At 61.0% G+C, this 22369-nt stretch carries 19 protein-coding genes; 17 read left to right on the forward strand and 2 right to left on the reverse strand.

Annotated features, from left to right (window positions below):
• Window positions 1-211: 211 nt before the first annotated feature.
• Entirely contained in the window at window positions 212-691 is a 480-nt protein-coding gene (locus AC11W3_RS14755; protein ID WP_484090674.1) for a metallophosphoesterase family protein, read from the reverse strand.
• A 248-nt stretch (window positions 692-939) separates the two neighbouring features.
• Here AC11W3_RS14755 and sppA point away from each other — a divergent pair, with 248 nt between their 5' ends.
• The 13 genes from sppA (at window position 940) to AC11W3_RS14820 (ending at window position 12357) form a co-directional block, all read left to right on the forward strand.
• A complete protein-coding gene (sppA, locus tag AC11W3_RS14760) occupies window positions 940-1830 on the forward strand; it encodes a signal peptide peptidase SppA (RefSeq protein ID WP_484090673.1) in 891 nt (296 codons plus the stop codon).
• 171 nt (window positions 1831-2001) lie between these two features.
• Window positions 2002-2538, forward strand: coding sequence for a YceD family protein (locus AC11W3_RS14765; protein WP_484090672.1), 537 nt, complete (start codon window positions 2002-2004; stop codon window positions 2536-2538).
• A 13-nt stretch (window positions 2539-2551) separates the two neighbouring features.
• Window positions 2552-2734 carry a 50S ribosomal protein L32 gene (gene rpmF / locus AC11W3_RS14770; RefSeq protein ID WP_015721360.1) on the forward strand — a complete coding sequence of 61 codons (183 nt, stop codon included), beginning with the start codon at window positions 2552-2554 and terminating at the stop codon, window positions 2732-2734.
• A gap of 53 nt (window positions 2735-2787) precedes the next feature.
• Entirely contained in the window at window positions 2788-3849 is a 1062-nt protein-coding gene (gene plsX, locus AC11W3_RS14775) for a phosphate acyltransferase PlsX (RefSeq protein WP_484090671.1), read from the forward strand.
• A complete protein-coding gene (locus AC11W3_RS14780) occupies window positions 3849-4829 on the forward strand; it encodes a beta-ketoacyl-ACP synthase III (RefSeq protein WP_484090670.1) in 981 nt (326 codons plus the stop codon). Before plsX ends, AC11W3_RS14780 begins: the two co-directional genes overlap by 1 nt.
• 520 nt (window positions 4830-5349) lie before the next feature.
• A complete protein-coding gene (gene fabD / locus AC11W3_RS14785) occupies window positions 5350-6285 on the forward strand; it encodes an ACP S-malonyltransferase (protein WP_484090902.1) in 936 nt (311 codons plus the stop codon).
• A complete protein-coding gene (gene fabG / locus AC11W3_RS14790) occupies window positions 6282-7022 on the forward strand; it encodes a 3-oxoacyl-[acyl-carrier-protein] reductase (RefSeq protein WP_484090903.1) in 741 nt (246 codons plus the stop codon). The genes fabD and fabG overlap by 4 nt, the downstream gene beginning before the upstream one ends.
• A 139-nt stretch (window positions 7023-7161) precedes the next feature.
• The gene (gene acpP / locus AC11W3_RS14795) at window positions 7162-7395 is read left to right on the forward strand and encodes an acyl carrier protein (protein WP_484090904.1); all 234 of its coding nucleotides are present in this window, start codon (window positions 7162-7164) and stop codon (window positions 7393-7395) included.
• A gap of 79 nt (window positions 7396-7474) precedes the next feature.
• Window positions 7475-8707, forward strand: a complete 1233-nt coding sequence (gene fabF, locus AC11W3_RS14800) for a beta-ketoacyl-ACP synthase II (protein WP_484090905.1) — start codon at window positions 7475-7477, stop codon at window positions 8705-8707.
• Window positions 8708-8709: 2 nt separating this feature from the next.
• Window positions 8710-9165, forward strand: a complete 456-nt coding sequence (rpiB, locus tag AC11W3_RS14805) for a ribose 5-phosphate isomerase B (protein WP_484090906.1) — start codon at window positions 8710-8712, stop codon at window positions 9163-9165.
• Between the two features lie 89 nt (window positions 9166-9254).
• Complete coding sequence (glyA, locus tag AC11W3_RS14810) at window positions 9255-10502, forward strand: serine hydroxymethyltransferase (RefSeq protein WP_484090907.1); 1248 nt, start codon at window positions 9255-9257, stop codon at window positions 10500-10502.
• 357 nt (window positions 10503-10859) lie between these two features.
• Complete coding sequence (locus AC11W3_RS14815; RefSeq protein WP_484090908.1) at window positions 10860-11393, forward strand: hypothetical protein; 534 nt, start codon at window positions 10860-10862, stop codon at window positions 11391-11393.
• A gap of 76 nt (window positions 11394-11469) precedes the next feature.
• The gene (locus AC11W3_RS14820; RefSeq protein ID WP_484090909.1) at window positions 11470-12357 is read left to right on the forward strand and encodes a radical SAM protein; all 888 of its coding nucleotides are present in this window, start codon (window positions 11470-11472) and stop codon (window positions 12355-12357) included.
• 86 nt (window positions 12358-12443) lie between these two features.
• Here the strand turns inward: AC11W3_RS14820 and AC11W3_RS14825 are convergent, their stop codons facing one another.
• A complete protein-coding gene (locus AC11W3_RS14825; RefSeq protein ID WP_484090910.1) occupies window positions 12444-12899 on the reverse strand; it encodes a hypothetical protein in 456 nt (151 codons plus the stop codon).
• Between the two features lie 430 nt (window positions 12900-13329).
• Between AC11W3_RS14825 and AC11W3_RS14830 the strand changes: the two genes are divergently transcribed.
• From AC11W3_RS14830 to dnaE, 4 genes are all read left to right on the forward strand, one after another.
• Window positions 13330-15711: a DNA internalization-related competence protein ComEC/Rec2 gene (locus AC11W3_RS14830; protein ID WP_484090911.1), complete on the forward strand. Its 2382-nt coding sequence runs from the start codon at window positions 13330-13332 to the stop codon at window positions 15709-15711.
• Between the two features lie 74 nt (window positions 15712-15785).
• Window positions 15786-17177, forward strand: a complete 1392-nt coding sequence (locus tag AC11W3_RS14835) for a GGDEF domain-containing response regulator (RefSeq protein ID WP_484090912.1) — start codon at window positions 15786-15788, stop codon at window positions 17175-17177.
• A gap of 153 nt (window positions 17178-17330) precedes the next feature.
• On the forward strand, window positions 17331-18584 hold the full coding sequence (hisS, locus tag AC11W3_RS14840) for a histidine--tRNA ligase (protein ID WP_484090913.1): 1254 nt from the start codon (window positions 17331-17333) through the stop codon (window positions 18582-18584).
• A gap of 321 nt (window positions 18585-18905) precedes the next feature.
• A partial coding sequence (gene dnaE, locus AC11W3_RS14845) for a DNA polymerase III subunit alpha (RefSeq protein ID WP_484093247.1) occupies window positions 18906-22369 on the forward strand: 3464 nt, incomplete at its 3' end.

Genomic DNA, 22369 nt, shown 5'->3' on the forward strand with positions numbered 1-22369 from the left:
CCGCTGGAGGATATCAAGCGTGCGGTGAACCGGATCGCCTTCGCACCGGAGACCGTCCCGCCCGACAGCGAGAACCGCAAGGTCTGCCACAACTGCGGGTGCGGGTGTTAGAGGCGTGAAGGGTGAAGGGTGAAGGGTGAAGGGTGAAGGGTGAAGGGTGAAGGGTGAAGGGCAGAAACCAGAAGTGAGAGCCGTCTTGACTGACTGAGCCCTAGCCGTTCGGCTTTTCGAGGCCGAAGATCTCGGCGCGGGCTTCGGTGCCGTTGACGGTGACGATCGCATAGCTGGCGGGGAAGCCTTCCTTGAGGGCGCCTGGATTCACCAGCAGCATACCTCCTGCCGATTCGACGGAGGGGAGGTGGGTATGGCCATAGAGGACGACCGAGGCGCCTACCTCCCTGCCGCGCCCGATCAGCTGCCCCAACCCGGACTTGACGAAGTGCCTGTTGCCGTGGGTGATCAGAACCCGGCAGTCCCCGAACTCCAGGGTCAGCTCTTTCGGGACGTGCGGCTCATAGTCGCAGTTCCCCGCCACCCGGTGCACCGGCACCTCGAGAACCTCTTCCATCACCCGTGCATCCTCACACCCGTCGCCCAGGTGGATGATATGGTCCACCGGCCCGGCTAGCTCGTGTGCTCTCAGGGCATGGGAATAATTGCCGTGGCTGTCAGAAATTACCAGTAGCTTCATGATGACCTCTCGTGCGGGGATGGCACTGGATCGAGGGTGGAAAACCTGTGCGTCAACGGCAGGTTTTTTATTTTGCGCGGTTGGTTATGGTACATTTAAACGCATTGTATCCGCGGTGGCTCCGGTGCATCCGCAAACAGTTCTGGTATAGATGTTATCGCCTGATATGACAATATAAAAATGGAAACGGGACCTGCCCTGATCCACCCAATCCCGCTGTCGGAAGGGAGGGGCTTGCTGGAGGGTACATGAAACACAGATGGATCATGTGGAGCACGCTGTCAGTGGTCGGCCTGCTCCTCCTCTTCGTCGCTTGCGTTGTAGTCGCCACCGCCCTCTTCGGTGATGCCGATCGGTTTACCGGGAGTGAGGGTGTCGGTCTGGTCGAGGTCAAGGGCCTGATAGTCGACGGTCAGGATACCGTCCGCCAGTTGCGCGCGCTGAAGAAGGACAAGCGGGTGAAGGCGGTGGTCGTGAGAGTCGATTCCCCGGGCGGCGTGGTCGGACCCTCGCAGGAGATCTCCGCAGAGGTCAAGGGCTTGGCCAAGGCCAAGAAAGTCATCGTCTCCATGGGGAGCGTAGCGGCTTCCGGAGGCTACTACGTCTCGGCGCCGGCCACCACCATCTATGCCAATCCCGGAACCATCACCGGCAGCATCGGTGTGCTGATGAAGTTCTCGAATATCGAGGGGCTGATGGGAAAGGTGGGGTTGAAGGCCTTTACCTTGAAGACCGGCAAGTTCAAGGATGTAGGGTCGCCGTCCCGGACCATGACTGACGACGAGAAGCAGATGCTGCAGAGCGTCATCGACAGCACTCATGACCAGTTCGTCCGGGCTGTGGCCGAGGGGCGGCGGCTTCCGGTCGAGGAGGTCAGGAAGATCGCCGACGGCAGGATCTTCTCCGGGGAGCAGGCCCTCGCTCTCAAGCTGGTGGACCGGATCGGCACCCTACAGGATGCCATCGAGGAGGCCGGACGCCTGGGCGGAATAAAGGGCGAACCGCAGCTGATCAAGCCCCCTAAGAAGAAGACCAGGCCGCTCGACCTGTTGGTCGAAATGGCGGCGGACCATCTGGGCATCCTTTCCCAGGGCCAAAGCGGCGTAAGCGTTGATTACCGGTTAGGGGCGGGTTGGTAAAGTCGGAGAGTTCCTCCCCCGAGGGGCTGCTGCCGGTTTCACGTCCCCAAAAATTAAAGACTTTTTGCCAAACTTGAAGGTGGAAAAGCGGTAACGGCTTTTTTAATTTGTCTTGACAAAATCACCTCCATCTATATACTGGAAAACTTTGAAAAAGGGGGGGACCATCCTTTGAAGATACGCGTCGATGACGTTAAGAAGAAGCGCCTCGACGTGACGGAAGAGGAGCCGGCCGAACATTACCCGACCCTGATTGAAGTGGAGGAAAGCGGCGAAGCGAGCTTCACCGCCCCGGTCCGCACCGAGGTTTCCGCGATCTGGGAATACGGGCATGTCAGGGTAGCCGGGAAGGTGGAATCCGCCGTTCGCCTCACCTGCTCGCGCTGTCTCGAGGAGTACCAACTCCCGATCTCCTCCGAGTTCACCATTTTCTACACCGAGTCCAAGGGTGAGGAGATGGACGAAGAGGTCGAGTTGTCCGATGAGGAGCTGATCTCCGCTTCCTACTCGGGGGATGAGATAGACGTTGACCCGGAGATCGCCGAGCAGGTTCTGCTGGAGATACCGTACAAGCCGCTTTGCACCGAGTCCTGCCGGGGGCTTTGCTCCAACTGCGGAGCCAACCTCAACGAGGGCGAGTGCGGCTGCGATCGCGGCGAAATCAATTTGAAGATGGCTGCCCTGAAGAAGATCAAGATAGAAAAGTAAAAGGAGAACACCAATGGCTGTACCTAAGAAGAAGACCTCCAAGTCGCGCAAAAACATGAGAAGGGCTCACGACTTCCTGACTGCTCCTACCGTCTCCACCTGCCCCCAGTGCAAGGCCCCCAAGCTTCCTCATTGCGTCTGCCCCTCCTGCGGCACCTACAAGGGACGCCAGGTGCTTAAAGCCGAAGAGCTCTAGTCTCCAGGCTGCACTCTGTCGTGACTGTAAGGAATCCGCTACCTAGGGGATATATGAGAGTTGCTGTCGATGTAATGGGGGGCGATAACGCCCCTCATGTTGAGGTCGAAGGTGCTGTGGCCGCGGCCAGAGAGTTCGGTGTACCGGTAACTCTGGTCGGAGACCTCGAGAGAGTAAAGGCTGAACTGGGCCGCTACGACACCAAGGGCCTGGATATAGAGTTGTGGCATGCCAGCGAGGTCGTCGGCATGCACGATTCGGCCTCCGATGCGGTGCGCAAGAAGAAGGATTCTTCCATTCGCGTTGCCTACGAGTTGGTGAAGGACGGCAAGGCTGCCGCCGTCGTCAGCGCGGGGAACTCCGGCGCCACCATGGCCGCCGGGATGTTCGTGCTGAAAAGGATGCGGGGAATCGACCGTCCCGCCATCGCCCAGATCTTCCCGACCGTGGTGGGCAAGACGCTGGTCCTGGATGTGGGCGGCAACGTCGATTGCAAGCCGATCCACCTCGTGCAGTTCGCCATCATGGGCGAAGTGTACGCACGTTTCGCCATGGGGATCTCCTCCCCCCGGGTAGGCCTCCTTTCCAACGGGGAAGAGGATTCCAAGGGGAACGAACTCACCCGAGAAACCAGTACGATGCTGCGTGAAAAGCCGCTCAACTACGTGGGATACGTGGAGGGGCGGGACATCTTCAACGGGTCTGTCGACGTGGTAGCTTGTGACGGCTTCGTCGGCAACGTCGTCCTCAAAACCTCCGAAGGGCTCGCCGAGGCCGTGGGCAAGATGCTCAAGGCCGAGATCAAGAGCAGTTTCCTGTCCCAGGTCGGCTATCTCCTCTGCCGCAAAGCCTTCAACAATTTCAAGAAAACTGTAGATTACGCGGAGTACGGCGGTGCGCCTCTCCTTGGGATCAACGGCGTCGGCATGATCTGCCACGGCGGGTCGAATCCCAAGGCGATAAAGAATGCCATCCGCTTTGCCCATGAGTATGCAATGAAAGGGGTCAACAATCGTATGGCTGAAAAGCTCGACGAAAGTTTTCCCGGTTCCGCACGTGAGCGGGAAGGCGCCCAGGCGCCCGACGCGCAGGCGCAGAAGGAGAGGGTTGCCTAATGATTCGATCAAAGATTACCGGTACCGGTTCGTCACTTCCTGCCAAGGTGCTTACCAACTCCGATCTGGAGAAGATGGTTGACACCAGCGATGAGTGGATCGTAACCAGGACCGGCATCCGCGAGCGCCGCATCGCGGGGGAGGGGGAGTACACCTCCACGTTCTGTACGGCCGCAGCCGAAAAGGCCCTTGCAGCGGCCGGCGTCGCTGCTGAAGAAATCGATCTCATCGTCATTGGCACCCTGACCCCCGACTATCCCTTCCCGGCCACCGCCTGTCTGGTCCAGCAGAACATCAAGGCAGTCAACGCCGCCTGTTTCGACCTCTCCGCCGCCTGCTCGGGCTTCATCTATGCCCTTTCCACCGCAGATAAATTCATCCGCACCGGAACCATCAAGAAGGCCCTCGTCATCGGCGCAGAAGTCCTGTCGCGCATCGTCGACTGGACCGACCGCAACACCTGCCTCCTCTTCGGCGACGGCGCCGGCGCCGCGGTGCTGGAGGCGGTCGAAGGCGATAACGGCGTCCTCTCCACCCACATGCACAGCGACGGCAACTACTGGGACCTCCTCTATCAGAAGGGGTGCGGCAACCGGAATCCTGCCAACCAGAAGAACCTGGACGAACGGCTGATGTACCTGCACATGCACGGCAACGAGGTCTTCAAGTATGCCGTCCGGGCCATGGGCGAGGTGGCCCACGAGGCCCTCTCGGCCAACGGTCTCACCACTGACGATGTCTCCCTCTTCATTCCGCACCAGGCGAACCTGAGGATCATCGATTCCGTCGGCAAGAGGCTCTCCATCGGCGCCGACCGGACCTTCGTCAACCTGCACCGCTATGGCAACACCTCGGCTGCTTCGATTCCGATCGCTCTTGACGAGGCCTTCCGCGGCGGGCGCATCAAGGAAGGGGACATCGTTCTGCTCGATGCCTTCGGTGGCGGCCTCACCTGGGGCGCCGCGGTCATCCGCTGGTAAAAACGTCCCCCGGCTTTAGCTCCCGTCGGAGAGTGGATGCCTTCAGCTCCCACCTTGATAAAGGGGCCTTTTCAGCTGCCGAATTGCTAACCCGGATGTCCCTGGCTCTCCCCAGTGATGGAAGGGGCGCCTTTTAGCTCCCTCTTGATAAAGGGGCGCCTTTTAGCTCCCCCCTTGATAAAGGGGGGCTGGGGGGGATTTGATGGCCGGCTTCAGCAGAAAGGTCCGGAGAGGGCGGGGATAAAGGCAAATCCCCCCTGTCCCCCCTTTGACAAGGGGGGGACGCTTGTCAAAGGGTATGCCTTTGTGGCAACATCCGTTCGATGCGCCGTTCGATGCGCCGTTCGATGCGCCGTTCGATGCGCCGTTCGATGCGCCGTTCGATGCGCCGTTCGATGCGCCGATAATTAATCCTGTAGTACCCACTTGTGCCGGGCGACGGAGGGCTGGCCCGTCTCGTTTCCTCGGCACAACTCGTCATAACTGTAATGCTCATTGCCACATTGAAACGAGGGTAATCATGCAATCATACGCATTCATCTTCCCCGGCCAGGGTTCGCAGCACGCAGGGATGGGCCGGGAGCTGTCGGAAAATTTCAAGACGGCGGCGATGGCTTTCGAGGAGGCCGACGACGCCCTCGGCTTCAAGCTCTCCAGGCTCTGCTACGAGGGGCCCGAGGAGGACCTGAAACTCACCGCCAACACCCAGCCGGCCATCCTCGCCACCAGCGTGGCGGCCCTCAGGGTGCTCAGGGAAGAGTCCCCGCTGACGGCTTCTTTCCTGGCCGGCCATTCGCTCGGTGAGTATTCGGCCCTGGTCGCCTCCGGCGCGCTGGGGTTCGCTGACGCGCTCAGGGTGGTGCGGGCCCGGGGCTCCTACATGCAGGACGCGGTCCCGGTCGGAGTAGGCGCCATGGCTGCCATCCTCGGGGTCGAGCCGGAGCTCCTCCAGGAGATCTGCGACGAGGCGGCAAAGGGCGAGGTCGTCTCCCCTGCCAACTTCAACTCCCCCGGCCAGATCGTCATCGCCGGGCACACCGGCGCCGTCAACCGCGCCATCGAAATCGCCAAGGCCCGCGGCTTCAGGAAGGCCATGCTCCTTCCCGTCAGCGCACCGTTCCATTGCGCGCTGATGCAGAAGGCTGCGGAGCGTCTCTCCGAGACCCTCCAGCCGGTCCAGGTCGGATCGATGGTCGCCCCGGTGGTCACCAACGTCGAGGCCAAGCCGAACTCCGACACGGCCCGGGTGAAGCCGCTTCTCGTGGAGCAGGTCTGCTCGCCGGTCCTCTGGGATGCCTCGGTGCAGCAGATGGTCGCCTCCGGCGTCACCAATTTCGTCGAGATCGGCCCGGGCAAGGTGCTGGCCGGCCTGGTGAAGAGAATCTCCAAGGAAGCCGCGACCTTTAATGTCCAGGATGTCGCGGGCATCAAGGCGCTGGCAGGAGGAGCGCTATGAGCCTGAACGGACAGGTTGCAATCGTCACCGGCGCATCCCGCGGCATCGGCCGCGCCGTCGCACTGAAGCTTTCCGCCGAAGGCGCCGCCGTCGTGGTGACCGCCACCACCATCGAAGGTGCCACCCGCACTGCCGACGAGATCGTCGCGGCGGGCGGCAAGGCCCTGGCGGTCAAGGTCGATGTCTCCTCGGTTTCCGAGGTGGAGGCTCTCTTCAAGGAGACCCAGGCTGCTTTCGGGCGCCTGGACATCCTGGTCAACAACGCCGGGATCACCAAGGACGGCCTCCTGCTGCGGATGAGGGAAGCGGACTGGGACGACGTGATCAACGTGAACCTGAAGGGGGCTTTCAACTGCACCCGCGAGGCCGCGAAGATCATGTCCAAGGCCCGTTACGGCAGGATCGTCAACCTCTCCTCGGTCGTGGGTGAGATGGGGAACCCGGGCCAGGCCAACTACTGTGCCTCTAAGGCCGGGATGATCGGCCTGACCAAATCGGTCGCCAAGGAATTGGCCCGCCGCAACGTCACTGTCAACGCGGTCGCTCCCGGCTTCATCGAGACCGACATGACCGCGGAGCTTTCCGACAAGGCGAAGGAGACCCTCCAGGAGCAGATCCCCATGGGAAGGCTCGGTTCCGGCGATGACATTGCCGCCGCAGTCATCTTCCTGGTCTCGCAGGGAGGATCGTACATCACCGGTCATGTCCTCTCTGTCAATGGCGGGATGTACATGTGAAGTTTCCAATTTTACGCTGCTTTTTTTGCTTTGAGCGCCAAAAATACCTTTTGCAAATTCCCTTTTTCATGCTATGAAACTAGGTGGCTTTAACCAATCAAAATCGTCTGAGAGCAGCAAATCAAATGGAGGTGTATAGATGGCTTCGATCGAAAAACGTATTAAAGAGATAGTGGCTGAGCAGCTTGGTGTGGATGAGGCGCAGGTTGCCAATGAGTCTTCCTTCATGGATGATCTCGGTGCGGACTCCCTCGACACTGTTGAGCTCGTCATGGCCCTTGAGGAAGAGTTCGAGATTGAAATTTCCGACGAGGATGCTGAGAAGATTCAGTCTGTGCAGGACGCAATCGACTACATCACTGATCACACCTAATAGACGGGGGGGAGTTTTACTTCCCCTTTTTCATACTCCCCTGTGAGTATGAGTGATCAGATCTGAAGGAGTTTACAGCATGAGAAGAGTTGTTGTCACGGGGGTCGGTGTCGTTTCCCCTCTCGGGACCGGAAACAGCAAGAACTGGGAATCCCTCATGGCGGGGAAGTCCGGCATTGCGCCGATTACCCGTTTTGATGCCACCGATATGCCGGTCAAGATAGCGGGCGAAGTCAAGGATTTCGTCCCCGAGAATTTCATCGACAAAAAAGAGATCAAGAAGATGGATCTCTTCATCCAGTACGCTCTCGGTGCCGCGCACTTCGCCATGGAGGACTCCGGTCTCGTCATCAACGAGGAGAACGCGGAGAGGGTGGGTGTACTGGTCGGTGCCGGTCTCGGCGGGCTTCCCGCCATCGAGCGCTACCACACCGCGCTGGCCGAGGGCGGGTACAAGAAGATCTCCCCCTTCTTCATCCCGATGCTGATCATCAACCTGGCGCCGGGACACATCTCCATCAAGTACGGAGCCAAGGGACCGAACGTTTCCTCGGTTTCCGCCTGCGCCACCGGCACCCACTCCATCGGCGATGCCTACCATATGATCAAGCGCGGCGATGCCGACGCCATGATCGCCGGCGGCACCGAGTCGACCGTGACCCCGCTGGGGATCGGCGGCTTCTCCGTGATGAAGGCTCTTTCGACCAACAACGACGACCCGACCGGCGCCTCCCGCCCGTTCGACAAGGGGAGGGACGGCTTCGTCCTCGCCGAGGGGGCCGGGATCGTAGTCCTCGAGGAATACGAGGCAGCCAAGGCCCGCGGCGCCAAGATCTACGGCGAAGTGGTCGGCTACGGCCTCTCCGGTGACGCCTACCACCTGACCACTCCCGCCCCCGGCGGCGAGGGTGCAGCGCGCTGCATGAAGATGGCGCTCTCCACCGCAGGGGTCAACCCGGAGCAGGTCGACTACATCAACGCCCACGGCACCTCGACTCCGTTCGGCGACGTCGGCGAGACCCTGGCGATCCACTCGGTGTTCGGCGAGCACGCCAAGAAGCTGATGGTATCCTCCACCAAGTCGATGACCGGCCACCTTTTAGGCGCTGCCGGCGGCGTCGAGGCGGTCTTCTCGCTGATGGCGATGCAGAAATCCGTCGTCCCGCCGACCATCAACTACCATGAGCCGGACCCCGAGTGCGATCTGGACTACGTCCCCAACACCGCGCGCGACGCCAAGGTCGAGTACGCCATGAGCAACTCGTTCGGCTTCGGTGGGACCAACGCTTCCCTGCTCTTCAAGAAGGTGTAAGGATGATACTGATAGCAAGCGACCACGGCGGTTTGGAACTGAAGGAAGAGATCAAGGGCCTCCTGGCCGAGCGGGGAATTCCCTGCGAGGACCTCGGGACCAACAACGGGGATTCGGTCGACTACCCCGACTTCGGGCAGCAGGTCGCCCGCAGGGTCTCGAACGGCAGCGCCGAGAAGGGTATCCTCGTCTGCGGCACCGGGATCGGGATGTCGATCGTAGCCAACAAGTTCCCCCACGTACGGGCGGCGCTGGCCACCGATGTCTTCATGGCAACCATGGCCAAGGAGCACAACAACGCCAACATCCTGGTGCTGGGCGGGCGGGTGCTGCAGACCAGCGTGGCCAGGGAGATGGTATCGGCCTGGCTCGATACCGAGTTTGCCGGCGGCCGTCACCAGGGGCGTCTCGACAAGATCTCGGCCCTGGAGACCGAACTGAAGCTGCAGTGCGCTTAAAAGGCGCCGGGCTTTTTTACCAATGAACAAACCAAAACGGGACTCCAAACAGTCCCGTTTTCATTTCGAATCAAAGTCAGGAGAAAGAAATGTCAGTACTGGAAACATTCGACCCGGCAGTGGCGGACGCCATACGTCATGAGACGGAGCGCCAGGAATACAACCTCGAACTGATCGCCTCGGAGAACTTCGTCTCCCCGGCGGTACTCGAGGCACAGGGTTCCGTGCTCACCAACAAGTACGCGGAAGGCTATCCCGGCAAGCGTTACTACGGAGGGTGCGAGTGCGTCGACATCGTGGAGAACCTCGCCATCGAGCGGGCCAAGGAGCTCTTCGGGGCCGATCACGTCAACGTGCAGCCGCACTCCGGCTCCCAGGCCAACATGGCGGTGTACTTCTCCGCCCTGAAGCCCGGTGACACCGTGCTGGGCATGAACCTCGCCCACGGCGGCCACCTGACCCACGGCAGCCCGGTCAACTTCTCCGGCAAGCTCTTCAACATCGTCCCCTACGGCGTCTCCAAAGAGACCCAGACCATCGACTACGAGGAGACCGAGCGCCTGGCCCTCGAGCACAAGCCGAAGATGATCGTGGTCGGAGCCAGCGCCTACCCGCGCATCATCGACTTCGCGGCCTTCCGCCGGATCGCCGACAAGGTGGGAGCCGTGGTCATGGTCGACATGGCCCACATCGCCGGCCTGGTCGCCGCCGGGCTGCACCCGAGCCCGGTCCCCTACGCCGAGTTCGTGACCACCACCACCCACAAGACCCTGCGCGGACCGCGCGGCGGCATGATCATGTGCCGCGAGGAGTTCGCCAAGACCCTCAACTCCAACATCTTCCCTGGCATCCAGGGCGGTCCTCTCATGCACGTCATCGCCGCCAAGGCGGTGGCCTTCAAGGAGGCCCTGACTCCGGAGTTCAAGGAGTACCAGAAGCAGATCGTGAAGAATGCCCAGGCGCTGGCGGCAGCCCTCACCAAGCGCGGCTTCAAGCTCACCTCCGGCGGTACAGACAATCACCTGATGCTGGTCGACCTGACCGAGACCGGGCTGACCGGAAAGGTGGCCGAGGAGGCGCTGGACAAGGCTGGTATCACCGTCAACAAGAACGGCATCCCCTTCGACACCCGCTCGCCCTTCATCACCTCCGGCATCCGCATCGGCACCCCGGCAGCGACCACCCACGGCCTGCGTGAGGCTGAGATGGAGTTGGTTGCCGGCTTCATCGCCGAGGTCCTGGCCAACGTCAACGACGAAGCCAGGCTGGCCGCTGTCAAGGCGCAGGTCAACACTCTTATGAAGAAGTTCCCGCTTTACGCAGGAAGGCTGGCCTAACCGGCTGAAGCAGGATTGCAGCGCAGGAAACAGGGAAGGGGAGGCGATGTTTCGCCTCCCCTTCCTCATTCGCACCTCAGGCGCAGCTGGCGCGGTGACAGCGCCTACCGTTGCCCAGATACTGTTTTAAATCCTCCAGTTTCCCCGGATTTTTCAGGTAATAGCAATTATCACCTCATTCAATCCCTATTCTCTTGCCGACATACTATTTGCTGCACCAACTTCTTCCCCCTATGACAGTGCTGCTATCGCTTGCAGCTCCGCTATGAGGAAAAATTATTTTTTATACAATCCCGATTGCAATAAAAATTAGCTGGTGATAATATTAGTGCGAAATCATATTCGGGGGGTGCGGCAATGCGCGCGATTATCATGCTGATGTTTCTTTCTATTGCCGGGACCTGTTTTGCCGAAGATCCGCTGGAGTCTCTGAACACCGTCGAGGACACAATCAGTACCATGGAGAACAACCTCAAGGCCCAGGGCATTGACCCTGACAGGACGGTCATCGGCAGAGGTGCGGCAGGAGATCATGCCTTGCGGGGAACCCTCTATTTTCTTTCAGACGAGCCTTTGTCAGACCGCGGCTGGGTCCTGGCCCGTCCCTGCGTCGACGAAGACGGCGCCGCTTCGTTGAACGCGCTCGAGTCCGAGGCCTGCACTCCCGAGGCCGGTGAAGCACCCGCTCCCAGGAAACATCTCTGGAAGAGTCGTGCCGCCGCTGCAGCCGACCTGCGGGCCGGCGTCACTGTCGTGGCGCTGGACCTTGCCCAGGATGGCCGGTGGTATGTGGCCCGGGTCGTCGACACCTCCGAAATCGGCAACGGCTATGTCGCCATCTCCGCTCCCTTCAAGGCCCAATTGAAAAACCTGAGAGTGGTGGAAGAGTAGCTTGTTCTTTCCTGCCGCTGTAAGTATTATGGCTCCTCGACGACCTGCCTATTGAACGACAGGAGGAGAGAGCCTTATGTTTTTCTTCAACTACGACGAGCCGCTCTTTCGCCCCCCCTCCGAGGCGCGAAGCCTTATCTTCCAGATCACCATTGGTTGCTCGCACAACCGCTGCCGCTTCTGCGGCATGTACAAGATGAAGAGCTTCCTGATCAGGAGCGTCGAGGAGATCCTCGCTGAAATACGCTCCATTTCTCCCCGCTACCGCGGGCGGGTCCGGCGGGTCTTCCTTGCCGACGGCGATGCCCTTATCTACCCCCAAAAAGGATTGGAAACCATACTGGACGCCTTGGCCGAGGCGTTTCCGGCCCTGACGCGGGTGGGCGCCTACGCCTCGCCCAACAGCCTGGCCTCCAAGAGCGGTGAGGAGATGGCCGGCCTGCGCGACCGCAAACTGCGCATTCTCTATTTCGGATTGGAGAGTGGAGATCCGGAAACGCTGAGGAATATTGACAAGGGGTATGATCCTTCCGAGATGCTGGAGCTTTGCCGGAAGGCTCAGGATGCGGGGATGAAATTGTCGGTGACTGCCATTCTAGGTCTTGCGGGCCGGGTCCGCAGCGCGGAGCATGCAGCGGCCACTGCGGCGTGGGTGAGCGCTCTTTCCCCGGAATACTTCTCTCTGCTCACCATGTTCAACCGCCGCAACGGCGAGTTCCTTCGTTCCATCGAGCCGCTGAGCTACGGGGAGATACTGCAGGAAGCTCACGCCTTGCTGCAAGGACTGGAGCCGCAACGAACGATCCTGCGCTCCAACCACGTCTCCAACTTCTTGAACTTGGCCGGTAGCTACCCCAAGGACCGTCAGCGGTTGATCGATGTCGCGGAGGCCGCCCTGGCGGAGGCGAGACGTGATCCCGCCTGGTCCTCCGAGATCCCCTCCTACAGCGAGGAGTATTATTAGCCGGTCGCGAAGCGTCAAGGCGATGCGCTTCGGCCCCCTGGAAGGGGGAAAGCCGTTCCTGTTTTCCATGGCCGTGGAGGCCCGGGTCAGCGGGCCACACCGCAGAGGGTCAACTCGTTCTCGAGCTTCTCCCGGGAGATGCCCAGCACCTTGCAGGCCTGGTCGCGGTCGCTTTTGTAGCGCTCCATGACCAGCAGCAGGAGGGCCTTTTTAAGCGAGAGGGAGAGCTTGTCCATGACGCCTTCCCCCTTGCTGGCAGCGAGGCTGGAAATGAGCGGCTCCAGGTTCCTCTGGAAGAGGGCGGCACTCTCGTTGATACCTTTTGCCGACCCGACGTCCCGCCGCTTCAGCCTCACGATGTTCCCGACTACTTCCTCCATGTTCTCCTGAACGAAACGGAGGGTTTCCCAGTGGCTGTCAACCATCAGCAGGCGCAGGTCCTCTTTCGCATCCTGGGGCGCCCCTTTCTTCTTGAGCCGCACTTCCATGATCCTGAAGTCGTAAGCGCCCGATCTCTCGTTGCTGTTAACTCTCTGTCCCATGACGTTGCCCTCCTTTCGATCTTTTCCTGTAGCTTTCAACGGTCGTACCAACTTGACAAGGGATGCGTCACGGCTTACAACCTTTTGAAATGGTTAGTGTTTACTGTTCAATCTGCGGTCGTCACTCACTCGCCGCCGGAACGGTTGCTGTCCAAAAGGTGCACATCTAACCCGCCGCATGTGCTAAGGGCCATGTTTTCGCGGTGTTAGCAGGTGGTGAAATATGAACAGCGGCTTATCTTTCCCTCCGGTCGATCCCTGCGCCAATTGCACAGCAGGCTGCTGGTGCTATTAAGTGAGGTAGCCGCGGTGTTGACTGAGTCCCCGCCCGCATCACATGCAGCTATCCATGCTGCTCCCCCCAAGCCTCCACGCGCTGGGAGGGGCTGGTGGCGAAGGGATAAAAAGAAGAGGTGAATGGAGAGCCTCGATGCTGGAAAGACCTCTGCTCATCCCGCTTGCTCCCCTTGTCGCCGGCCTTTGCACCGCCGATTTCCTCGGCGCCACGCCGGCAGGATGGGCGCTTCCCGCCTTGCTGGTGACCACCCTGGCTGCCTCCTTCGTATCCTCGCGGATCCCCTTCCTGATCTCGGCCACCTTGCTGTTTTTCGTCTGGGGTGCCTTCTCTCTTGAGCCTTTTTTGAAACCCGCGGACGGTCTTCTCCTGCAGGCCAGCGAAGAGCCGGTGCTGATACAGGGGGTGGTCGACAGCCGCCCGGAAGGATTCAGCAGCGGCGGAGGCCGGCTCGTTATGAAGGTGGAGCGGCTCTATTTCGAACATGGGGAAAGGGCGGTAACGGGGAGATTGCTGGTGCAGATCAAGGAGGGGAGGGCGGGGCTTTTCAGCGGGGATCGCATCCTGTTGTCATCGAAGATCCGCCGGCCGAGGAAGCTGGGGCTCCCGGGAGAAAGCGACTTTGCCCGCCGCCTCGCCTACCAGGGAGTCTTCGCCACCGCCTTCGTCAAGGGAGCCGACGAGATTATTCTCATCCGGGGAGGGGAGGGCTGGCGACACCGGATCGATGTCCTTGCCGCTTCCCTCGGGCGCTTCATCCAGAAGTGTGCACCTGGAGTCGAGGGTGGCGTGCTGAAGGCCCTGCTGCTGGGTGATAAGGGGGACGTCCCGGAGGAACTCAACGAGGCCTATGCGCGCAGCGGCGTGAATCACATCCTCTCCATCTCCGGTTTCCATGTCGGCATCGTCTTTCTCTGTGTCTTCCAGGCGCTCCTCTTCATGGCCCGCCGCTGCGAATACCTGGCGCTCCGGCTCAACCTGAGGCGTGCCCTGCTGGTCGTGTCGCTTCCGGTCGTTGTCTTCTATCTCTTCCTCTCCGGCGCCGCCGCCGCTACCGTCCGAAGCGTGCTGATGATCACCGCCTTCATTGCCGCGATTCATCTGAAGCGCGAGGTGGAGCCGGTGAATTCGGTGATGCTGGCTGCCTCCCTCATTCTCTTTACGGCACCGGAGACGCTCTTCGACCTCTCCTTCCAGCTCTCCTTTCTCGCCATATGGGGCCTCGTCGTCCTGGCTCCACCCATCGCCCGGCCTTTCGCCAAAGGTGGGGCGGCTGTGAGGTGGCTGGTGCTGCTGGTAGCGGCGTCGGCCGCCGCCATAGTCGCGACCCTGGTCCCGGTGGCCTATTACTTTCACCGGATCTCCTTCATCGGTCTGGTCGCCAACCTGGTCATAATCCCGCTGATGGGATACGGCGCCGTGGTCTCGGGTTTCGCTGCACTGCCCCTGGCTTTCCTGGCCCCGCTCCCGGCGGAGTGGCTCGTTCGGCTGGCAGCCTTGCTGGTCAAGGTGGCGGATGCCTCCATTGTATATCTGGCCAGGGCCCCGGTGCTGACAGGCTATGCACCGACCCGGATCGATCTCCTCATTGCCTGCCTCGCGCTTTGCGCCTTGACCTTCATAGGCGCCAGGAGATGTCGCGTTCCGGCCGCCTCTTTTCTCATCCTGCTCCTCCTTGCCCGGGCCGCTCCGGCCGGCGGCGACGGCGACGGAAAGCTGCGGGTCCAATTTCTGAGCGTGGGGCAGGGGGACGCCGCCCTGGTGCGGCTGCCTGACGGCAAGACCATGCTGGTCGATGGCGGAGGAAGGGCTGGTGACACCGAGGAGCGGGTCGGAGAGAGGCTGTTGTTGCCGGCCCTCTCCCGGCTTGGCGTGCGGCGCATCGATTTCCTGGTCCTGTCGCACGAGCATCCCGACCACCTGCAGGGGGTGCTCTATCTCGCACGGCATTTCGAGGTGGGTGAGTTGTGGGAGAGCGCAATCCCTCCATCCCTGCCGGAGTCGCAGCAGCTCAACTGGGTGGCGGCTGCGCGGGGCATCCCGATCAGGAAGTTGGACGCCTCGGTTGCGCCCTTTGGCGCCGGCGGAGCGGTGATCGAGCCCCTTTGGCCGCCGCCGGCTGACCCTCCCGCTTCAGCTGACGCCAACGAGTGGTCCCTGGTCTTTCGGTTGCGACACGGGAAGAGTTCTGTGCTCTTTACCGGAGATCTCGGTACCGGATCCGAGCGTCAGCTCCTGGCCCTGGGGAGGCCGCTGCAAAGCACGCTATTGAAGGTTGCTCATCACGGCAGCAAGTACGCCTCCAGCGATCCGTTCCTGGCGGCGGTCGCTCCCCAGGCCGCCGTGATCTCCGCAGGAGCCGGCAATCCCTTTCATCTCCCCGCACCCTCCACCGTTCTCCGCCTCCAGCGGCATGGCATCCCTGTCTACCGGACGGACCTCGACGGCACCGTCGAGGCCGTCTGTGACGGTAAGGGAGCGCTGGCGCTGAAGACTCCTTGGGGGCATTTTAATTGACACCTTCAAGTGGTATCTGCTAGTTTAGCCCGTATTTCCTATCGTTCCCCCGGCTAGCCAGGAGATCCAGCTTCATGGAAAGGATTCTTATTGTCGAAGACGACAGCTTCTTCCGGGAGGTCTACGCCGACCTGCTGAAGGATGAAGGGTACCACGTCGATCTCGCCGCCTCCGGTGAAGAAGCGCTCGGCCTGATCAAGGACCGCGACTACCAGTTGGTGGTCACGGACCTGGTGATGCGCGACGTAAGCGGCCTCGATATCCTTTCCGCGGTGAAGAGGCAGGATCCCGCGGTAAGCGTCATCCTGGTAACGGGTCACGCCAACGTTGAGACCGCCATTCTGGCCCTCAAAAACGGCGCGACCGATTACCTGGTGAAGCCGATCAACCACGACGAGTTCCGGCACATCGTGGCGCACTGCATGGAACAGCGCAAGCTCCTGGACGAGAACCTGGAGCTTAAGGGGCTGTTGAGACTCTTCCAGGTCAGCCAGACCATTGCCAACTGTCTCGAGCTGGACCGGATCTACCCACTTTTGATGGATGCGCTCTCCAAAGAGGTCGGTGCCAGTCGCGGCCTCGGCTACTTCAGTGAAAGCGGTCAGCTTATCCTGCACGAGGTCAAAGGGGTAGACGAGGAGTTCGCCCAGTTGCTGGGGCAGGCGGTGATCACCGAGTGTGATCTGATGGACGACGGCGTGAGCAACATGGTCACCCTTTCCGACTTCCTGCCGGATATCGAGGACTACGGCGGCGACGTCCATGAGGCGATGTGTCTTTATATCAGGCACAAGAACGCCCTGCAGGGTGTGATCATCCTCTTCAACGATGCGGAAAAACGGTCCCTCCCCAGGTACCCCGGCAAGCATCTGACCTTCCTGCTGGATCAGGCCTCGCTCGCTCTCGACAACGCCGCCAGATACAGTTTCGCGAAAGACCTCCTCTACATAGACGAACTCACCGGGCTTTATAATTACCGCTACCTCGACGTGGTTCTCGATCGTGAGATCAAGCGTGCGGATCGCTACGACTCCAGTCTCTCGGTGCTGTTCCTCGACATCGACTTCTTCAAGATGGTAAACGACATGTTCGGCCACCTTATCGGGAGCAGGGTCTTGAGAGAGGTGGGGGCCCTGCTGAGAAAGAGTGTCCGTGACGTCGATGCCGTGATCCGTTACGGCGGGGACGAGTACACCATCGTGCTGGTGGAGACCGGCTACGAAGGTGCAGCCGTGGTCGCCGAGCGTATCCGGCAGTCGATCGAGAATCACACCTTCGCCCGCAGTGACGGGCTGGCCATCAAGCTTACGGTGAGCCTCGGCTATGCCTGCACCCCGAAAGACGCCTCGACCAAGGCCGAGCTGCTGGAGATGGCTGACCGCGCGATGTACCGCGGAAAGGCCGGCGGGAAGAACCTGGCCTTCCACGCCGAGCGTGCCATCGATATGGCGGCGACATCGGCGTAAAGTCCGCAAGATCCTCACCACAGAGGGGCGCTGAGGGACACAGAGGAAAGGCGAAATCAAAGAGAAATCCAGTCGCGTACGTGTAGGGGGATTGTCATCCACCCTGCAGTTGCCTGTAGCAATGCACTGAATTGAAAGCGAGGAGTTTAAGACGTGGCTATAACTGGCGTGAAAGGGTTCAATGACATTCTCCCGGGTGAAGTGGAGAAGTGGCAGCATATCGAGGCGACGGCGCGCCGGGTCTTCGAACTTTACGGCCTCTCCGAGATCCGTATCCCGATCCTGGAGAAGACCGAGCTTTTCTGCCGCTCCATAGGCGACGCCACCGATATCGTCGAGAAGGAGATGTACTCCTTCGAGGACAAGGGGGGCAACAAGGTAACCATGCGCCCCGAGGGGACCGCGTCGGTGATGCGCGCCTTCATCGAGCACAAGCTGCACGCCCTGGACCCGGTCCAGCGCCTCTACTACATGGGGCCGATGTTCCGCTACGAGCGACCGCAGAAGGGCCGCTACCGCCAGTTCCACCAGATCGGAGCGGAAATAACCGGCGTCTCCGCCCCTACCGTCGACGCCCAGGTCCTCACCATGCTGACCCACTTCTTCCAGGAACTGGGGCTCACCGAACCGTCGCTGCAGATCAACTCACTTGGCTGCCCCGACTGCAGGCCGGTTTACCGGGAGGCGCTGAAGGGCTTCCTGCTGAGCCGTATGGAGCTCCTCTGCGAGGACTGCCAGAGGCGCTACGAGACCAACCCGCTCCGGGCCCTCGATTGCAAGTCGCCCGGCTGCCAGGAGGCGACCAAGGGCGCGCCTTCGATGCTGGAGTACCTCTGCACCGACTGCTCCGACCACTTCGCCAAGACCAGGAGCTACCTCGATCTCGTCGGGACCCCCTACAGCATCAACGAGCGCATGGTCCGCGGCCTCGACTACTACACCCGCACCACCTTCGAGATGGTGACCACGATGCTGGGCGCGCAGAGCGCCGTGGCTGCCGGTGGACGCTACGATGGCCTTATCTCCGAGCTCGGTGGCCCCCAGTTGCCCGGCATCGGTTTTGCCATGGGCGTGGAGCGGGTGGCCCTGCTGCTGGCGGAGAAGGAGTTTGCACGGCGGCCTGATCTCTTCATCGCAGCCATCGGCGAAAAGGCCCATGCCGAGGCTTTCAAGGTGATGACCGCGCTGCAGCGGGAAGGTGTGGCGGTCGAACTCGATTACGAAGGAAAGAGCCTCAAGAGCCAGATGAGACGAGCCGACAAGTTCAAGTCCCGCTTCACCCTGATCATCGGCGAGGACGAGCTCGCCACCGGCGCAGCCCCCCTCAAGGACATGGACGGCGGCACCCAGTCCGAGATAGCCATCGATCCGGCGCTGATCATGAAGGTCGTGAAACGGCAAGCCTGAGTGCGTGCTTCGACAGGCTCGGCACGAACGGCGTACATGCCAGCAAAAAAAACCTTCGACAGGCTCGGCACGGACGGTATGTAGTAGGCATCGCCGTTCACCCTGAGCCTGTCGAAGGCTTGTTCACCATCCCCTCCATCCTGTCCATCCCTGTTAAATGCCTTTGACTCTGCCTCTGTTGCATTGACACAGAGTCCATATTCATGGCATAGTTGCCGCCGGTTTTACCTTTCATTTTGACGGGAGCCCTGACAGATGCGGCTCCCTTTGTTGTGCCGACTGTCTTAGCTCTCCCGCCGCACTTCTCCAGGATTGTCTGTTATGGATTCAGCAAATTTCGTTCATCTCCACCTGCACTCACAGTACTCCCTGCTCGATGGCGCCATCCGCATCGGAGACCTCCTCAAGAAGGTGAAGGATTGCCACATGCCGGCGGTGGCCATCACCGACCACGGCAACATGTTCGGCACCCTGGAGTTCTACCTCAAGTGCAAGGACAAGGGGGTCAAGGCGATCCTGGGGAGCGAGGTCTACATCGCACCCGGTTCGCGGCACACAAAGCAGGCCCCCACCAGCGCTGATCCGGTGACCAGCTACCACCTCATCCTCCTCTGCGAGAACATGACCGGCTTCAAGAACCTCTGCTACCTGGTCTCGGCCGGCTACAAGGATGGGTTCTACCGCCGCCCCCGCATCGACAAGGAGCTGCTGGCCAAGCACAGCGAGGGGCTCATCTGCCTCTCCGCCTGCCTGCAGGGTGAGGTCGCCTACCTCGCAGGCAGGAACAAGATGGCGGAGGCCAAGGCCGCCGCCTCCTGGTACGCCGAGACCTTCCCCGGAAGCTACTACATCGAGCTGCAGGAAAATACCCTCCCCGAGCAGGACGTTGCCAACCGCCGCCTCCTGGAGCTGGCCCGCGAGCTCGACCTCCCGCTGGTTGCCACCAACGACTGCCACTATCTGAACAAGGAGGACGCAAGGGCCCACGAGATCCTCCTCTGCATCCAGACCGGCAAGACCATGAGCGACCCTTCAAGGATGCGCTTTAGCGTAGAAGAGTTCTACGTGAAGACCCCGCAGGAGATGGCGGCGGCCTTCCATTACGCCCCGGACGCCATCGCCAACACGGTGAAGATCGCCGAGAGATGCGAGCTCAAGTTCGACTTCAGTACCTACTACTTTCCCGCCTACACCGCCCCCGAGGGGGAGACGCTGGATCAGCAGCTGGAGCGCGAGTCGATGCACGGGCTCACCGAGCGTCTCAAGAAGATCCGCATCAAGTACCCGAACCTGACCGAGGAGGACGAGCAGGCCTACCATCAGCGGCTGCGCATCGAGCTCGACTGCATCAAGCAGATGGGCTTCCCCGGCTACTTCCTCATCGTCGCGGACTTCATCAACTGGGCCAAGGACCACGGCATCCCCGTGGGACCGGGAAGGGGTTCGGCGGCGGGGAGCCTCGTCGCCTTCTGCATCAAGATCACCGACATCGACCCGATGCCGTACAACCTGCTGTTCGAGCGCTTCCTGAACCCCGAACGTATCTCCATGCCTGATATCGACGTCGACTTCTGCCAGGACCGCCGCGAAGAGGTGATCCAGTACATGGTGGAGAGGTATGGCCGGGAGCAGGTCTGCCAGATCATCGCCTTCGGCACCATGGCCGCGCGTGGCGTGATCCGCGACGTCGGGCGCGCGCTGGACCTCACTTTCGGGGAAGTTGACAAGATAGCGAAGCTGATCCCCGAGGTGCTCGGCATTACGCTGGAGAAGGCGCTGGAACAGGAGCCTAAGCTCAAGGAGCTCATGGCCGCCGATGCCAAGGTGAATGAGGTGATGTCCGTCGCGCTGCGCCTGGAGGGACTTGCCCGTCACGCCTCGACCCACGCGGCAGGGCTCGTGGTCGCCCCCAAGCAGATGGAGGAGTTCTGCCCGGTCTACAAGGACCAGAAGACCGGCTCGCTGACCACGCAGTACTCCATGAAGTACGTCGAGAAGATCGGCCTGGTGAAGTTCGACTTCCTGGGGCTCAAGAACCTGACGGTCATCGACAACGCCTGCAAGCACATCAGGACCGGCAAGGACCCGAAATTCGACATCACGCTCCTGCGCGACGACGACGAGGAGTCCTACAAGCTCCTGCAGGCCGGCAATACCACCGGCGTCTTCCAGCTCGAGTCCAGCGGCATGAAGGAGCTCCTGGTCAAGCTCAAGCCCTCCTGCTTCGAGGACATCATCGCAGTCTGCGCGCTCTACCGTCCGGGTCCCTTGGGAAGCGGCATGGTGGACGACTTCATCGAGCGAAAGCACGGCCGCAAGCAGGTGGTCTACGACCTGCCACAGCTGGAGCCGATCCTGAAGGACACCTACGGGGTCATCGTCTACCAGGAACAGGTCATGCAGATCGCACGCTCCCTCGCCGGCTACTCGCTGGGGGGCGCCGACCTGTTGCGCCGCGCCATGGGTAAGAAGGACGCCGAGCAGATGGCCAAGGAGCGCGACAAGTTCCTTGAGGGTGCCGAAAAGCTCAAGCTCGACCTGAAGAAGTCGGCCGCCATCTTCGACCTGATGGCGAAATTCGCCGAGTACGGCTTCAACAAATCGCACTCCGCCGCCTACGCCCTGGTCGCCTACCAGACCGCCTTCCTGAAGGCCCACTACCCGGTCGAGTTCATGGCGGCGCTTCTGACCGAGGACATGGGCAACACCGACAAGGTCATCAAGAGCATCGGCGACTGCCGCGAGATGGGCATCGACGTGCTGCCGCCGGACATCAACGAGTCCAACCGCTCCTTCCGCGTGCTGGAGAAGGCGATGCGCTTCGGCCTCGGCGCGGTCAAGAACGTGGGGGAGGGGGCCATCGAGGCCATCATCGAGGCCCGCGGAGACACCCCCTTCACCGATATCTTCGACTTCTGCGAAAGGGTGGACCTGCGCCGCTGCAACAAGAGGGTGATCGAGGCGCTCATCAAGTGCGGCGCCTTCGACTGCACCGGCGCCAGGAGGGCCCCGCTCATGGCGGTCCTCGACGAGGCCGCGGCGTCGGGGCAGAAGATCCAGCAGGAGAGGGAGAGTGCCCAGGCTTCACTCTTCGGCGCGGCGGAGATCGTGCGCGGCCCCAACGGCAACGGCGGGAACCGCCTCCCCGACATCCCGGAGTGGGACGAGAAATACCGGCTGGGCTGTGAGAAGGAGGCGATCGGCTTCTTCATTACCGGCCATCCCTTGGACCGCTACGTGGCCGACATGAAACGCTTTTCCACCGTGGACACCGCCACCATCCTGGACGCCAAGGAGAAGAGCGAGGTCAAGATCTGCGGGGTCTCCGCTTCCTTGAAGGAGATCATCACCAAAAAGGGGGACCGGATGGGCTTCATCTCCCTCGAAGACCTCTGCGGCTCCATCGAGGTGGTGGTGTTCTCCGACGTCTACGCAAGATGCTCGGAGTATCTGAAGTCCGACGACCCTATCCACGTCACGGGGGCGGTCGAGCACGGGGAGAAGGGCGCCAAGGTCATGGCGAGCGAGATCATGCTGCTGCGGGATCTGGTTGAGCGGGACACGAAGAGGGTCAATGTCACTATCAGCGCGGATGCCGCGGATACCGACAAGCTCAACAGCCTCAGGGACATACTCTCCCGCTATCAGGGCGGCTGTCGCAGTTTCCTCCACATCGATCTGGAGAACAGTTCCCGGGTTACGGTCAAGCTCTCGGATGTATACAAAGTCTCGGCAAGCGAAGATTTAACAGTGGAAGTGAGTCATCTCTTCGGCTATAATGCCGT

The organism is Geomonas sp. (genome assembly GCF_056994735.1).

What these genes read in the sequence shown, in the direction of transcription:
- glyA (WP_484090907.1), top strand. Translation starts at nt 9,255, where the DNA reads ATGTCAGTACTGGAAACATTCGACCCGGCAGTGGCGGACGCCATACGT.
- fabG (WP_484090903.1), top strand. Translation starts at nt 6,282, where the DNA reads ATGAGCCTGAACGGACAGGTTGCAATCGTCACCGGCGCATCCCGCGGC.
- AC11W3_RS14755 (WP_484090674.1), bottom strand. Translation starts at nt 691, where the DNA reads ATGAAGCTACTGGTAATTTCTGACAGCCACGGCAATTATTCCCATGCC.
- AC11W3_RS14780 (WP_484090670.1), top strand. Translation starts at nt 3,849, where the DNA reads ATGATTCGATCAAAGATTACCGGTACCGGTTCGTCACTTCCTGCCAAG.
- rpiB (WP_484090906.1), top strand. Translation starts at nt 8,710, where the DNA reads ATGATACTGATAGCAAGCGACCACGGCGGTTTGGAACTGAAGGAAGAG.
- AC11W3_RS14815 (WP_484090908.1), top strand. Translation starts at nt 10,860, where the DNA reads ATGCGCGCGATTATCATGCTGATGTTTCTTTCTATTGCCGGGACCTGT.
- acpP (WP_484090904.1), top strand. Translation starts at nt 7,162, where the DNA reads ATGGCTTCGATCGAAAAACGTATTAAAGAGATAGTGGCTGAGCAGCTT.
- fabF (WP_484090905.1), top strand. Translation starts at nt 7,475, where the DNA reads ATGAGAAGAGTTGTTGTCACGGGGGTCGGTGTCGTTTCCCCTCTCGGG.
- plsX (WP_484090671.1), top strand. Translation starts at nt 2,788, where the DNA reads ATGAGAGTTGCTGTCGATGTAATGGGGGGCGATAACGCCCCTCATGTT.
- AC11W3_RS14835 (WP_484090912.1), top strand. Translation starts at nt 15,786, where the DNA reads ATGGAAAGGATTCTTATTGTCGAAGACGACAGCTTCTTCCGGGAGGTC.
- AC11W3_RS14820 (WP_484090909.1), top strand. Translation starts at nt 11,470, where the DNA reads ATGTTTTTCTTCAACTACGACGAGCCGCTCTTTCGCCCCCCCTCCGAG.
- sppA (WP_484090673.1), top strand. Translation starts at nt 940, where the DNA reads ATGAAACACAGATGGATCATGTGGAGCACGCTGTCAGTGGTCGGCCTG.
- fabD (WP_484090902.1), top strand. Translation starts at nt 5,350, where the DNA reads ATGCAATCATACGCATTCATCTTCCCCGGCCAGGGTTCGCAGCACGCA.
- AC11W3_RS14825 (WP_484090910.1), bottom strand. Translation starts at nt 12,899, where the DNA reads ATGGGACAGAGAGTTAACAGCAACGAGAGATCGGGCGCTTACGACTTC.
- AC11W3_RS14830 (WP_484090911.1), top strand. Translation starts at nt 13,330, where the DNA reads ATGCTGGAAAGACCTCTGCTCATCCCGCTTGCTCCCCTTGTCGCCGGC.
- rpmF (WP_015721360.1), top strand. Translation starts at nt 2,552, where the DNA reads ATGGCTGTACCTAAGAAGAAGACCTCCAAGTCGCGCAAAAACATGAGA.